Genomic DNA, 14,426 nt, shown 5'->3' with positions numbered 1-14,426 from the left:
CTGGCAACCCCTCTGGAGCTCGCCGCGGCTCTGGCTTGCCTCCGCGCTTTCGGTAACATCCTCGCCAGGCAAAACGGGAGGACAGGTCCATGACACGGGTCATCGTGATCGGAGGCAGCGGCCATGTCGGTACCTATCTGGTGCCACGTCTGGTGGGCGCGGGGTTTGAAGTCGTCAACGTCGCGCGGGGCCAGCGCGAAGCCTACCAGCCAAACGCGGCCTGGTCGCAGGTCGAGACGGTGACACTCGATCGCGAGGCGGAGGACCGCGCCGGCACCTTCGGCGCCAAGATCAGCGATCTCCGTCCTGACATCGTCATCGACATGATCTGCTTCACCCTGCCGAGCGCCCAACTGCTGGTCGACGCCCTGCGCGGGCGGGTCGAGCATTTCCTGCATACCGGCACGATCTGGGTGCATGGACCGAGCGTCGCCGTGCCGACGCCGGAGACCGTCGCCCGCCGTCCCTTCGGCGAATACGGAACCCAGAAGGCCGCGATCGAAGCCTATCTGATGCACGAGGCGCAGCGAAACGCATTCCCCGCCACCATCGTGCATCCCGGCCACATTGTCGGCCCCGGCTGGGCGCCGCTCAATCCGGCCGGCCATTTCGACCCGGCGGTATTCTCGACGCTGGCGCAGGGCCAGGAACTGGTCCTGCCGAACTTCGGCCTGGAGACAGTGCACCACGTCCATGCCGACGACGTGGCGCAGATGTTCATGAAGGCGATCGGCAACTGGAGCATGGCGATCGGAGAGTCTTTCCATACGGTGTCGTCGCAGGCGGTGACGCTGCGCGGCTATGCCGAAGCGGTATCCTCCTGGTTCGGCCACGAGGCGAAGCTGTCCTACCTGCCCTGGGAGCAATGGAAGCAGGCGCACAGCGCCGAGATCGTCGAACAGACATACGACCACATCGCCCACAGCCCGAACTGCAGCATCGACAAGGCGAAACGCCATCTCGACTACCAACCCCGCTACACCTCGTTCGAGGCGGTGCGCGAGGCCGTCGACTGGCTGATCGGCAAGGGCATCGTCAAGACCGGGTGAAAGATGCAGATTCCGGCGATCCGGCCTCCCGGACAGGGGCCGGTCGCCGGCTGCAACCACCGGACGCCGCCGAAGCCGCAGGCCGGACCTAGCGCCGTGCCATCGTCAGCCGCCAGCATGCTATGTTCTTCAGCTTCGATGTTGATTTCCTTGGGGATTCAGGGCCGGTTTCGCAAGCCCGCCGACGCAATTTATAGTCCGGCATAAATTAAATCGATCGATTGACTTCTTCGCGTGGCTGCATGACGTTGCCAGCGGGGCGGAGTGAATCGGAGTCATGCGGGTATGAACGCGGAAGCTGTAGCCATGGAACGACCAGAGTTCGACGCGGAGCCGATCGCCGAGGTTGTGCTTGAAGCCGACATGGGCGCCGAGCTGTCACAGCTCCCGGCCTCGCGCCACTATAGGCGTGCGCGCCAGGATCGCGGCGCCGAAACACGCAAAAGTCTCCTGCTCGCCGCCCTCGACGTGTTTGGCCGCTATGGCTTCGAGGGCGCCGCCACCCGCGACATCGCCAAGCGCGCCGGAGCCAATCTCGCCGCCATCGTCTATCATTTCGGCAGCAAGGACGCCCTGCATCGCGCCGTCGCCGAATATGTCGTCGAGCAGATGCAGGCTCGGATCGGCGACAGCATCACCGCTGCGGCCGATGCGCTGAAAGGCAACATCGACCGCCCGACCGCCCGTCGCCTTTTGCAGCGTATCGTCGATGTCCACATCGATTCCATGCTGGGCGAAGCGGAGGCGGAGCTCTGGGGCCGCTTCATCATGCGCGAACAGATGGAACCATCCTCGACCTTTGACGTCATCTACGACTTCATGATGCAATGCCAGAGCACGACCACCAATCTGGTGGCGCTGCTACTGGATCTCGACCCGCGCTCGGAAGAGGCGACGTTGCGTTCCTTCGCGATCTCCGGCCAGTTCGTCATCTTCTGCGTCGGCCGTCCGATGGTGCTGAAAAAACTCGGTCGCGATACGCTGGCAACGAAGGACCGCGAGGAGATCCGACGTGTCGTTGCCGAGCATATCGATCTGCTGGTTGGAGAGGCGCTGGTCGGCGAGGGATGACATGCGGGCAGGCCACGCGCCCTGGATCGTCGCGCTGCTGCTTCTGGCCGGCTGCGGCGACGGCGGGCGAAACGCGCCGCTGCATGGATATGTCGATGCCGACTATGTGCTGGTCGGGGCCGAGGCTACAGGACGCCTGACGGCGCTTTCCGTCCGGCGCGGCGACCCCGTCCAGCCCGGCGGCGCGCTCTTCACCCTCGACGATCGCGACGAGACGGCCGCACTTTCCCAGGCCAAGGCCCAGTTCGCGCAAGCCAAGGCGAGCCTCGCCGATCTCCAGACCGGCAAGCGGCCGGAAGAGATCCGCGTGCTGGACGCGCAAGTCGCTGACGCCGAGGCGTCGCTGACGGTGGCGCAGAAGACCTACGATCGCAATCGCGACCTCTCGACCCGGGCCGTCGTCGCGGTCGCGACCCTCGACCAGTCCAAGGCCGATCTCGATTCCGCCCGGGCGCGGGTGGAGGCGGCGCGGGAAAACCGGGCGGTCGCCACCCTTCCCGCCCGGCCCGACCAGATCGCGGCCGCGGAACAGCAGGTGCAAGCGCTTGCCGCCGCCGTAACGGCTGCCGAGACGAAGCTCGCGCGGCGATCCCAGCACGCCGGCGCAGCCGGCCGTGTCGAAGAGGTCTACTATCAGGTCGGCGAGCTGGTACCGGCTGGCCAGGCCGTCGTCTCGCTCCTGCCGGAAGGCGCGCGCAAAATCCTGTTCTACGTGCCGGAAGCCGCTCGCTCCTCCGTGCATCCCGGTCAGACGGTCCGCATTCTCTGCGATGGCTGCGCCCAGGGGCTGACCGCCACCGTCGCGAGCATCGCCACCGACGCCGAGTTCACGCCGCCGGTGATCTATTCCAAGGAGAGCCGCGCCAAGCTGGTCTTCCGCGTCGAGGCGAGACCGGAGGGAGAGGCTGAACAGCTCGATCCTGGCCAGCCCGTCGACGTCCAGCTCGCGGCGGCGGCGCAATAGCCATGGCGGGGGACAGGCCCGAAGAAATCATCATCGACATTCACGGCCTGACCAAGCGATTTGGCAACAAGACCGTGGTCGACGACGTGTCGCTCGACGTGCGGCGCGGCGAGATCGTCGGCTTTCTGGGTCCCAACGGCTCGGGCAAGACGACGACGATCCGGATGATCTGCGGCCTGCTGCGACCCGATGGCGGCAGCGGCACCTGCCTCGGGCTCGACATCCTGCGGGACGCCGATCGCATCAAGCGCCAGGTCGGCTACATGACGCAGCGCTTTTCCTATTACGAAGACCTGACGATTCGCGAAAACCTCGATTTCGTGGCGCGGATCTATGCCCTGCCCGATCGATCCGCCATCGTGAAGAAGACGCTGGAACGGCTCGGCCTGTATGAGCGTCGTGACCAACTGGCCGGCTCGCTTTCCGGCGGCTGGAAACAGCGCCTCGCTCTGGCCGCCTCGGTCATGCACCAGCCCAAGCTGCTGCTGCTCGACGAGCCGACCGCCGGGGTCGACCCGCAGGCGCGCCGTGAGTTCTGGGACGAGATCCATGCGCTCGCGGAGGACGGGCTGACCGTCCTTGTCTCGACCCACTACATGGACGAAGCCGAGCGCTGCCACCGCATCATCTACATCGCCTATGGCAAGATCGTCGCACGCGGTACGGTAGCGGAGGTGATCGAGCGCTCGGGGCTCTCGACCATCGTTGTCCGCGGCCACGATGTCGGCGCGATCGCCCGGCTCGTGCGGCAAAAGACGGGCGTCGAGCAGGTAGCACCCTTCGGCAATGATCTGCACGTCGTCGGGCCCGATGCCGTCGCGCTGAAACAGGCGGTCGACGCCGCGCTGGTAGAGACCCATTCCGACGCCTTGGCCGAACCCGGCGAAACCAGCCTGGAGGACGTCTTCATCCGCCTGATGCAGGAAGCGCGGGCGCGCGACCACTCGGCGAATGGCACCGCCAAAGCCGAATCCCCGTCATGAGCTCCGGCTTCTCGCTCTCCCGCATCCTCGCGCTGATGGTGAAGGAATTCATCCAGATGCGGCGCGACCGACTGACCTTCGCGATGATCATCGGCATTCCGATCATCCAGCTGGTGCTGTTCGGCTATGCCATCAACCTCGATCCGAAACGCCTGCCGACGCTGATGGTGGCGGCCGAAAGCGGTCCGGCGACCCGGACCATCGTCGCGGCGATGGAAGCGTCGGGCTATTTCTCGATCGCGCCAGGCCTCGCCAGCCCGGCCGAGGCGAACGAGGCGCTGATCGACGGCTCGGCCAGCTATGTGATCACCCTGCCGCCCGGCTTCGAGCGCGATCTGGTGCGCGGCACCCGGCCGCAATTGCTGGTCGAAGCCGACGCCACGGATCCGGCGGCGACCTCGAACGCGCTGGGCGCCCTGCCCCAAATTCTATCCAGCGCGCTGAAGCGGGAGCTGACCGGGCCGCTCGCGACGCAGGCGAGCCCGCCTATAGCGGTCGATCTCGTCATCCAGCGCCGCTACAATCCGGAAGGGATCACCGCCTACAACATCGTGCCCGGCCTGCTCGGCACCATCCTGACCATGACCACCATCCTGATGACGGCGCTGGCGCTGACGCGCGAGATCGAGCGCGGAACGATGGAAAACCTGATGGCGATGCCTGCGACGCCGCTGGAGATCATGATCGGCAAGATCGTGCCCTATATCGGCTTCGGGCTGGTGCAGGTCGCGGTCATCCTGGTGTGTGCGCAGATCCTGTTCCATGTGCCGATGATGGGCTCGTTCGCGGTACTGCTCGGCGTTACCTTCCTCTTCATCGGCTGCAACGTGACGCTGGGCTACACCTTCTCGACGATCGCCCGCAACCAGATGCAGGCGATGCAGATGACCTTCTTCTGGTTCCTGCCGTCGATCCTGCTGTCGGGCTTCATGTTCCCGTTCCGGGGCATGCCGGATTGGGCGCAGGTGATTGGTAGCGCGCTGCCGATCACGCATTACATCCGCTCGGTGCGCGGCATCATGCTGAAGGGCAGCGGCCCGGCCGATCTCGTCAACGAGATATGGCCGCTTGTCGCCTTCTGGCTGGCAGTCGGCGCCCTGGCCTTGTTCCGCTATCGCAGAACGCTGGACTGATGGGCGACACAGAATCCAATCAAGCCCCTCACCCAACCCTCTCCCGCAAGCGGGCGAGGGCTTTTCAGCCGGCAATCTTCATTGATGCGGCCCGGTGCTAGGCAAGACTTCGATGACGGGCGCAGGCGAGCTCCCTCGCCCGCTCGCGGGAGAGGGTTGGGGTGAGGGTCTGTTCTAAGCCCTGCCTTACGCCGCCAGTTCTTCCGGCTCGCTGCCCGGCGCCAAGCGGACGCGGAGGCCGTCCAGTTCGTCGGACATCAGCAACTGGCACGACAGGCGCGAGTTCGACTTGACCGCCATCGCGTCGTCCAGCCGCTCCTCTTCCTCGTCGCTCATCGGGATCAGTCGGTCGACCCATTCCGGATCGACATAGACATGGCAGGTCGCGCAGGCGCAGGCGCCGCCGCATTCGGCCTTGATGCCGATATTCCAGTCGCGAATGACTTCCATCACCCGCCAGCCCTCGAGGGCTTCCAGCTCATGCTCGACGCCCGCATGATCGGTGACGAAGATCTTCATGAAATCCTATCCTTGCTCGGCAGCCGGGGCCGAAGGTCGCCGTGCCCAGGGGCGCGTTCCCGCCGGCACCTCACCATGATCGGCGACGGGCTGCAAATATTCGGTCACTTCCGGCCAGCGGCCTTCGCGAAGTCCCTTTAGCACAAGCGGGTCCTCGGTCGAAAACGCATCGAAGCCGACCCGCTTCAGAAACGGGATCTGGTCGAGGAAGAACGCCCCGACAGCGCGCAGTTCTCCGGTGAAGCCGTCGCGATCCCGCAGCAGCCGGCCAATCGAGAAAGCCCGGCCATCGGCGAATTTCGGCAGATCCGCCGCTACCACCGCGAAGCGCGGCAGGTCCTCTACGATATCCGACCAGTCGGCGCCGGGCTCGATCACCACGCCAAGCGGCGCCGAGCGGGCGAGCAATGCATCGCGCTCGGCGCGAAACCGCGCCAGGCTGACGATCACCGCGTCGTTCGCACCGATCGCCTCGTCGTCGGCGACGCGCTGAAACGCGTCCAGGACAAAGGATCCGTTCTTCCAGAGGCTCATGTCAGATGCCGCTTCCGTCTTTCTCGAGACCTAGATGGATGCCGCACTCGGTCTTTTCCAGACCTCGCCAGCGGCCCGCCCGCGCATCCTCGCCGGGCTTTACCTTCGATGTGCAGGGCTGGCAACCGATCGAAGGGTAACCCTGCGCCACCAGCGGATGCGGCGGCAGATCGTGCTCGGCCATATAGGCCTTCAGCTCATCGACGCCCCAGGAGGCCAGCGGATTGACCTTGATCCGCGCGCCGTCCTGCTCGAAGGACTGAATCGCGGCGCGCGTCGTGGCCTGGAAACGCTTGCGCCCGGTGAACCAGGCATCGAAGCCCTCCATGGCGCGCGCCAGAGGCTCGGTCTTGCGGACATGGCAGCAGGCGTCCGCGTCCGTCATCCAAAGCGCCTTGTAAGGGTCCGCTACGGCAAGCTTTTCCGGCTCCGGCTTGACCGTTCGCATGTCGGTCAGGCTCAGCCGATCCGCCAGTGCGTCTCGATAGGCCAGCGTCTCCGGAAAGAGACGCAGCGTATCGACGAACACCACCGGCACATGACGGTCGATCGACGCGACCAGATGCAGCAGGACCGCCGATTCCGCGCCGAAGGAAGAGACAAGCGCGATCTTGCCCGGGAAGATCTCCTCGAGCGAGCGGGCCACCAGCTCCTGGGCGCTCAGCCCGCTGAAGCGCGCATTGAGGATCGCGGCTTCCTGCAGCCCCGCGCTTTCATGATCGAAGCCGAAGGCTACTGGTTCAAGCCTGCCCATAGAGCGCTTCCTTGAAGGGTGCCTGGCCAAGGCGGCGATAGGCGGCAAGGAAGGTCTCGTCGTGGCTTTCGCGCTTGGCGATATAGGTGTCGACCACCGTCTCGATCGCGTCGACGATCTCTTCGGTCGAGAAGCCGCGGCCGATGATCTCTCCGATCGAGGAATGCTCGTCTCCGGAGCCGCCGAGCGAGATCTGGTAGAATTCCTCGCCCTTCTTCTCGACGCCGAGAATGCCGATATGGCCGACATGGTGGTGGCCGCAGGCGTTGATGCAGCCGGAGATCTTGATCTTGAGGTCGCCGATGTCGCGCTGGCGGGCCATGTCGCCGAAGCGCTGCGAGATGCGCTGCGCCACCGGGATCGAGCGAGCGTTGGCGAGCGCGCAATAATCAAGCCCCGGGCAGGCAATGATGTCGGTGACGAGGCCGGCATTGGCGGTCGCGAGGCCCGCCACCACCAGCTCGTCATAGATCGCCTTGAGATCGCGCTTGGCCACATGCGGGAGAATGAGATTCTGCTCATGGCTGACGCGGATCTCGTCGAAGGCGAGCCGCTTGGCGAGATCGGCCACCACGTCCATCTGGTCGGCAGTCGCGTCGCCCGGCGTGCCGCCGATCGGCTTCAGCGAGATCGTCACCGAAACATGGCCGGGGATGCGGTGGGGATGGGTGTTGCGCTCGACCCAGGCATCGAATTCCGGGTCGCGTGCCCGCTCGATTGCCAGCACCGGGCTCGGCGGCAGCGCCGTCAGCGTGTCGGGCGCCGCGAAATACTCGCGGATACGCTCGACTTCGCCCTGCGGCAGCTTCAGCGCGCCGTGGCGGATGCGCTCCCATTCCTCTTCGACCTGGCGCGAGATTTCATCGGCGCCGGTCTCGTGGACGAGGATCTTGATGCGCGCCTTGTACTTGTTGTCCCGGCGGCCGTTCAGATTGTAGACGCGCAGGATCGCTTCCGAATAGGAGAGCAGATCCTCCTCGGGCAGGAAGTCGCGGATCTTCTTCGCCACCATCGGGGTGCGGCCCTGGCCACCGCCGATATAGACCGCGAAGCCAAGCCGGCCTTCCGCATCCTTCTTCAGATGCAGGCCGATGTCATGCACCTGGATCGCTGCGCGGTCGCGCTCGGCGCCGGTGACGGCGACCTTGAACTTGCGCGGCAGGAAGACGAATTCCGGATGCAGCGACGACCATTGCCGCAGGATCTCGGCATAGGGGCGCGGATCCGCGACCTCGTCCTCGGCGGCGCCGGCGAAATGGTCGGCCGTGACATTGCGGATGCAATTGCCCGAGGTCTGGATCGCGTGCATCTCGACCGAGGCAAGCTCGGCCAGCGCATCGGGGATCTCCGACAGCTTCGGCCAGTTGTACTGGATGTTCTGCCGCGTGGTGAAATGGCCATAGCCGCGATCATATTTCCGCGCCACATGCGCCAGCATGCGCATCTGCTCGCTGTTCAGCGTGCCATAGGGCACGGCGACACGCAGCATGTAAGCATGCAACTGGAGATAGACGCCGTTCATCAGCCGCAGCGGCTTGAACTGATCTTCGGTCAATTCGCCGGAAACGCGCCGGCCGACCTGGTCGCGGAACTGCGCGACGCGGGCGGTCACGAACTCATGGTCGAACTCGTCGTAGCGATACATCACTCAACCTGCATGCTTCAAAGTGGCGGCGCGTTCGGCGATCTCGGCCTCGCCATAGGTGACGGTCGGTCCGCCGGCGGCGCGGATTCGCTCGCGCAGACGGACCGGAACGGGAATGCCCCCGACGACCGTCGCCTCGATCTCGTAGGGATCCACGACGATGCCCGCCTCGTGCTGGGCCTTGGCGAGGGCGAGCGCGGGTTCCAACTCGGCATCGGCAATGACGCGGGCGTCGGCGAGCTTGTAGGACCAGCCACCCTCGGCGGTCAGGAACACGACGAGCCCGTCGCCGAGATGGTTCGCTGTGATGAGCTTGTCGGTCATTGCGCTTTCCAGATGCTTGTCTTCACGCCGCCATCGCCACGAGCGGAAGCGGCGAAACGCCCAATGCGCTCTCGGCGACCACGCGGCCGACGATGATGACGACGGGGCCGTCGAGTTCCGGGCGGTCGGCAATCTCCGCCAGTTCATCCAGCCGGCCCGCATAAGCGCGTCGGTCGGCGCGCGAGGCGTTTTCGATGACAGCCACCGGCGTCGATGGCGGCAGGCCGTTCTCGATCAGTTTGCCCGCGACCTTGGTGGCGACGCTGCGGCCCATATAGACGGCGACCGTCGCGCCCGAGAGCGCCAGGCCCGCCCAATCGGGCAGCGTATCGCCGCGCATGTCGTGGCCGGTGGCGACCACCAGGCTCGAGGCAACGTCGCGCAATGTCAGCGGAATCTCGTTCTCGGCGGCGGCGGCGAAGGCGGCGGTAATGCCCGGCACGATATCGAACGGGATGCCGGCGGCGCGGAGCGCGGCCATTTCCTCGCCGGCGCGGCCGAAGATCAGCGGATCGCCCGACTTCAGCCGGACAACGCGGCGGCCATCGGTTGCCTCCCGCACCAGAATGGCGTTGATCTCGTCCTGGCTGGCGGCATGGGCGCCCTTGGCCTTGCCGACATAGATCCTGAGCGCGTCGCGGCGACCCATGGCGACGATCGCGTCCGGCACCAGCTTGTCGTAGACGATGACGTCGGCTTCCTGCAGCAGCCGCTGCGCGCGCAGCGTCAGCAGATCTTCCGCACCCGGACCTGCGCCGACGAGGCTGACATGGCCAACGCCAGCCGCCTTCGAAGCATCGGCGGCGCGCTCGATATCCGCGACGGCATCCACAGCGCCTTCCGCCAGCTGACCGGCCAGCACCTTGGCGGCGGTCGTGCCGGTAAAGAAATGCGCCCAGAAGCGACGACGTCCCTCGCCCGGCGCGATCTTCTCCGCAACGCGCGAGCGCAAGCTCTCGGCCAGATTGGCGAGATCGCCAAGGCGGGGCGACAGCATCGCCTCGATGCGGGCGCGCACATGCCGCGCCAGGACGGGAGCAGCGCCTTCGGTCGAGATGGCGATCGAGAGAGGCGCGCGGTTGACCAGAGACGGCGTATAGAAATCGCAGAGATCGGGGCGATCGACGACATTGACCGGCACGCCAACGGACTTGGCGAGATCGCGCACGGCGCGATCGGCTTCCAGCTCGCCGGTCGCGGCAAACACCAGCGCCGCGTCGGCAAGATCGGCAGCGATCGGCGCCCGGGCGATCCAGGACGCGCCGGCGGCTTCCATATCGCGGCGCGCCTCGTCTTCCAGCTCTGCCGCGAACACGACGAGATCGGCGCTAGTCTCCGAAAGCAGGCGGACCTTGGCCGCCGCCTCGCCACCGCCGCCGACGATCACGACGCGCCGCCCCTCGACCTTGTGAAAGGCCGGAAACGTACCGAGCTTGCGCTGAACCGAACGATGGACCGAGGCCATCCGTCTCTCCCTGGGCGCGACCCGGACAAGGGATCGCAAAGTCTGGAACGATTGCAGACTTTGTAGAGAGTTGACCGAGGGAAGACGACGACGGGCGTTCCAATCTCTGGAAGAGACTTGGAAAAACATTCCACGCAGACGCCAGGGTGCGGCGGCGCCTGCGTATTCACCGCTCTGGGACCCTCGCGCGCCAGATCTCGCGCGGATGCTGGACAAACGAGGTCTTGGCCGACGGCCTGCGCAGCCAAGACCCCCCGCCTCGAATACACGACTTACTTTGTCGCCTTAAACGAGTTCGCTACCTCCGCCGCCTCCGGAGAGGCGGCGAAGTGGATTGAGGGGTCGAGCCGCTAGAATACGCCCGCGCCGAGTTCGGCCGGGGCGGCGTTGGCACGGAACATGGCGAACAGTTCGCGGCCAAGTCCGAATTCGTTGCCGGTCATATCCGCCACCGCCAGTTCGCGCGCCGCGAAGGTCGCGGGATCGACCAGGACTTCCAGCGTGCCCGTCACGGCATCCAGGCGGACCATGTCGCCGTCGCGCACCTTGCCGATCGTCCCACCGGCGGCCGCTTCCGGCGTGACGTGGATCGCCGCCGGCACCTTGCCGGAGGCGCCGGACATGCGGCCATCGGTGACCAGCGCCACCTTGAGGCCACGATCCTGCAGCACCGCCAGCGTCGGCGTCAGCTTGTGCAGCTCCGGCATGCCATTGGCGCGCGGCCCCTGGAAGCGGATGACGGCGATGAAATCCTCGGTCAGCTCGCCCGCCTTGAAGGCGGCCAGCAAGGCGTCCTGCGTGTGGAACACGCGGGCCGGCGCCTCGATGACGTGACGATCGACCTTCACGGCCGAGACCTTGATGACGGAGCGGCCGAGATTGCCCTCCAGCACCTTGAGGCCACCGGAGGCCTGGAATGCCTTGGAGACCGGCGCCAGCACCTTCTCGTCGAGGCTGGTGGTCGCCCCCTCGCGCCACGCGATCACGCCGGCCTCGTCGATCTTCGGCTCGACCGTGTAGCCGCTCAGTCCCGCCCCCCAGACGGTCTTGACGTCCTCGTGCAGCAGGCCCGCCTGCAGCAATTCGCGGATCAGGAAGCTCATGCCGCCGGCGGCATGGAAGTGGTTCACGTCGGCCAGGCCGTTCGGATAGACGCGCGTCAGCAGCGGCACGACATCGGAAAGGTCGGAAAAATCGTCCCAGGTCAGCTGGATGCCGGCGGCCTTGGCCATCGCAACCAGATGCAGCGTGTGGTTGGTCGAACCACCGGTGGCGTTGAGGCCGACGACGCCGTTGACCACGGCCTTCTCGTCGATGATCTCGCCAATGGGCGTGAATTCGTTGCCGAGCGCGGTGATCGCCAGCGCGCGCTTGGCGGCCGCCTTGGTCAACGCGTCGCGCAGCGGCGTGTTCGGGTTGACGAAGGACGAGCCCGGCAGATGCAGGCCCATGATCTCCATCAGCATCTGATTGGTGTTGGCCGTGCCGTAGAAGGTGCAAGTGCCGGGGCCGTGATAGGAGGCGCTCTCGGCCTCCAGCAGGTCGGCGCGGGTCGCCTTGCCCTCGGCATAGAGCTGGCGGATGCGCGCCTTCTCGCTGTTGGGCAGACCGGAGGTCATCGGACCGGCCGGAATGAACACGGCCGGCAGGTGGCCGAAGGAAAGCGCCGCGATCAGGAGGCCGGGCACGATCTTGTCGCAGATGCCGAGGAAGACGGCGGCATCATAGGTGTTGTGCGACAGGCCGATCGCCGCCGACATGGCGATGGCATCGCGCGAGAACAGCGACAGCTCCATGCCGGTCTGGCCCTGGGTGACGCCATCGCACATGGCCGGGACGCCGCCGGCGACCTGCGCCACGCCGCCGACTTCCCGCGCCGCCTGACGGATCAACTCGGGATAGGTCTCATAGGGCTGATGCGCCGACAGCATGTCGTTATAGGCGGTGATGATGCCGAGATTGGGCGAGATGTCGCCCTTCAGCACGGCCTTGTCGCCGGGTCCGCAGGCGGCGAAGCCATGGGCCTGGTTGCCGCAGGCGAGCGACGCGCGACGCGGTCCGGCCTCGCTGGCCGCCGCCAGGCGATCGAGATACAGCCCGCGCGTCTTTTCGCTGCGGGCGCGGATCCGATCGGTCACTTCGAGGACCTTGGGGTGGATGGTCATGATGTGGTGTCTCCTGGACGTCCGTAACGGGTGAGAAGCAGGGTGGCGCCTGCTCGCTCCAAACCCCTCGCCGAACCCCCTCCATGAGCGGGAAGAGGGTTTCCCGCTCGGTCGATTTCTGGCCTGGAGCCCTTCACCGTCCGGAAACGACGAAAGGCTCCCCATTCCTGCCTTGACCCGTCTTCCTGCCGCGAAGCCTATCCGTGTCGCGTGGAAGAGGGTCCAGAGCTCCTCGCCTTCTGTCAAACGGGCGAGGTGGCTCCTCAGGCGCCTTCTTCGTGCCAGGTGCGTCCATCGCGCTCGATCAGGGCGATCGACGAGGAAGGGCCCCAGGTTCCTGCTGTATAGGCCTTCGGCGCTTCGCGCGAATTGGCCCAGCCGTCGAGGATCGGATCGATCCACTTCCACGCCGCCTCGACCTCGTCGCGCCGCATGAACAGCGTGGCATTGCCGCGGATGACATCCATGATCAGCCGCTCGTAGGCCTCGGGGCTTCGCACCTTGAAAGTCTCGGCAAAGCTCATGTCGAGCGGCACATGGCGCAGTCGCATGCCGCCAGGGCCCGGATCCTTGATCATCAGCCAGAGCCGCACGCCCTCATCGGGCTGCAGGCGCATGATCAGCTGGTTGGAGGCGAGCTGACCGGCAGCGCCTTCGAAGATCGAATGCGGCACCGCCTTGAAGTTGACGACGATCTCGGAGAGGCGCGACGGCAGGCGTTTGCCGGTGCGGATATAGAAGGGCACGCCGGCCCAACGCCAGTTCTCGATCTCCGCCTTGACGGCGACGAAGGTCTCGGTCGTCGATTCCTCGTTGCCAAGCTCTTCGAGATAGCCCGGAACAGGCCCGCCAGCCGAGGCGCCAGCCTTGTACTGGCCCCGCACGGTGACAGTATCGACATCGCCATCCACGATGGGCTTGAGCGACCGCAGCACCTTGAGCTTCTCGTCGCGCAGCGCATCGGCATCAAAACGGCCCGGCGGCTCCATCGCGACGAGGCAGACGAGCTGCAGGATGTGGTTCTGCACCATGTCGCGCAGCGCGCCGGCGGTATCGTAATAGCCGGCACGACCCTCGACTCCGAGGCTTTCGGCAACCGTGATCTGCACGTGGTCGATGTGGTTGGCGTTCCAGACGGGCTCGAACAGCGCATTCGCGAAGCGAAGCGCCATCAGGTTCTGCACCGTCTCCTTACCGAGATAGTGGTCGATGCGGTAGATTTGGCTTTCCTTGAACACCTTGCCGATCGAATCGTTCAGGGCGTTGGCGGAGGCGAGGCTCTTGCCGATCGGCTTCTCGATGATGACGCGAGTCTTCGGCGTCACGAGGTGATGGGCGCCGAGCCCCTCGCAGATGATGCCGAACAGGTCGGGCGCCACGGCGAGATAGAAGGCGCGGATACGATCCTTGCCGCTTTCCAGCGCCTTGGCGAGTTCGGGCCAGCCGGCCTTATCGGCGGTGGCGTCGACGGCCACATAGGAGATGCGCTTCAGGAAAGAGGCGACCTGCTCGGGCTCGCGCTCGTCCGCCGGCACGAACTTCTCCAGCGCAGCTTCGGTGAGCTTCTGGTAGGCGTCGTCGCTCATCGGACGGCGCGAGACGCCGATGATCCGCGCAACCTCGGGGATCTGACCGTCGCGATGGCGGTGATACAACGCCGGCATGAGTTTGCGGTAGGCGAGATCGCCGGTAGCGCCGAAGACGACGAGATCGAAGGGGTCGACGGCGATGATACGACTTGTCATGAAATCCCTCTTTCCGGAGTCAGCCGGACCTCAACTGGTCTGTTCAGTGTCCTAATCAAATCCGCTTCATAAGTT

Annotated in this window: 13 protein-coding genes; 5 read left to right on the top strand and 8 right to left on the bottom strand. The window is 65.7% G+C overall.

Annotation, left to right across the window (positions count from 1 at the left end; all coding sequences use genetic code 11):
* Positions 1 to 89: 89 nt before the first annotated feature.
* The 5 genes from OSH10_RS06920 (at position 90) to OSH10_RS06900 (ending at position 5,200) form a co-directional block, all read left to right on the top strand.
* Complete coding sequence (locus OSH10_RS06920) at positions 90 to 1,049, top strand: NAD-dependent epimerase/dehydratase family protein (protein WP_266330903.1); 960 nt, start codon at positions 90 to 92, stop codon at positions 1,047 to 1,049.
* 306 nt (positions 1,050 to 1,355) lie between these two features.
* Positions 1,356 to 2,120 (top strand): CerR family C-terminal domain-containing protein, encoded by a 765-nt coding sequence (locus tag OSH10_RS06915; protein ID WP_266330901.1) that lies wholly within the window; start codon positions 1,356 to 1,358, stop codon positions 2,118 to 2,120.
* A gap of 1 nt (position 2,121) precedes the next feature.
* Complete coding sequence (locus tag OSH10_RS06910) at positions 2,122 to 3,084, top strand: HlyD family secretion protein (protein WP_266330900.1); 963 nt, start codon at positions 2,122 to 2,124, stop codon at positions 3,082 to 3,084.
* A gap of 2 nt (positions 3,085 to 3,086) precedes the next feature.
* Positions 3,087 to 4,067, top strand: coding sequence for an ABC transporter ATP-binding protein (locus tag OSH10_RS06905; RefSeq protein ID WP_266330899.1), 981 nt, complete (start codon positions 3,087 to 3,089; stop codon positions 4,065 to 4,067).
* Complete coding sequence (locus OSH10_RS06900; RefSeq protein ID WP_266330898.1) at positions 4,064 to 5,200, top strand: ABC transporter permease; 1,137 nt, start codon at positions 4,064 to 4,066, stop codon at positions 5,198 to 5,200. The genes OSH10_RS06905 and OSH10_RS06900 overlap by 4 nt, the downstream gene beginning before the upstream one ends.
* Positions 5,201 to 5,386: 186 nt before the next feature.
* Here OSH10_RS06900 and OSH10_RS06895 read toward each other — a convergent pair whose 3' ends face one another.
* The 8 genes from OSH10_RS06895 to zwf form a co-directional block, all read right to left on the bottom strand.
* The gene (locus tag OSH10_RS06895) at positions 5,387 to 5,719 is read right to left on the bottom strand and encodes a 2Fe-2S iron-sulfur cluster-binding protein (RefSeq protein WP_266330897.1); all 333 of its coding nucleotides are present in this window, start codon (positions 5,717 to 5,719) and stop codon (positions 5,387 to 5,389) included.
* A 6-nt stretch (positions 5,720 to 5,725) separates the two neighbouring features.
* Positions 5,726 to 6,253, bottom strand: coding sequence for a DUF934 domain-containing protein (locus tag OSH10_RS06890; protein WP_266330895.1), 528 nt, complete (start codon positions 6,251 to 6,253; stop codon positions 5,726 to 5,728).
* A gap of 1 nt (position 6,254) precedes the next feature.
* Positions 6,255 to 7,007: a phosphoadenylyl-sulfate reductase gene (locus tag OSH10_RS06885; RefSeq protein ID WP_266330894.1), complete on the bottom strand. Its 753-nt coding sequence runs from the start codon at positions 7,005 to 7,007 to the stop codon at positions 6,255 to 6,257.
* Positions 6,994 to 8,652, bottom strand: coding sequence for a nitrite/sulfite reductase (locus OSH10_RS06880; protein WP_266330893.1), 1,659 nt, complete (start codon positions 8,650 to 8,652; stop codon positions 6,994 to 6,996). The genes OSH10_RS06885 and OSH10_RS06880 overlap by 14 nt, the downstream gene beginning before the upstream one ends.
* A 3-nt stretch (positions 8,653 to 8,655) precedes the next feature.
* A complete protein-coding gene (locus OSH10_RS06875; RefSeq protein WP_266330892.1) occupies positions 8,656 to 8,976 on the bottom strand; it encodes a DUF2849 domain-containing protein in 321 nt (106 codons plus the stop codon).
* Between the two features lie 22 nt (positions 8,977 to 8,998).
* The gene (cysG, locus tag OSH10_RS06870; protein ID WP_266330891.1) at positions 8,999 to 10,441 is read right to left on the bottom strand and encodes a siroheme synthase CysG; all 1,443 of its coding nucleotides are present in this window, start codon (positions 10,439 to 10,441) and stop codon (positions 8,999 to 9,001) included.
* A gap of 350 nt (positions 10,442 to 10,791) precedes the next feature.
* Positions 10,792 to 12,606, bottom strand: coding sequence for a phosphogluconate dehydratase (edd, locus tag OSH10_RS06865; RefSeq protein WP_266330890.1), 1,815 nt, complete (start codon positions 12,604 to 12,606; stop codon positions 10,792 to 10,794).
* 263 nt (positions 12,607 to 12,869) lie between these two features.
* Complete coding sequence (gene zwf / locus OSH10_RS06860) at positions 12,870 to 14,351, bottom strand: glucose-6-phosphate dehydrogenase (protein WP_266330889.1); 1,482 nt, start codon at positions 14,349 to 14,351, stop codon at positions 12,870 to 12,872.
* Positions 14,352 to 14,426 lie beyond the last annotated feature (75 nt).

Origin of the sequence: Kaistia defluvii (assembly GCF_026343955.1) — a bacterium.
Taxonomy (GTDB): Bacteria; Pseudomonadota; Alphaproteobacteria; order Rhizobiales; family Kaistiaceae; genus Kaistia; species Kaistia defluvii.
Note: the sequence above shows the minus strand (reverse complement) of the source record. Positions and strands in the feature narration are given on the sequence as shown.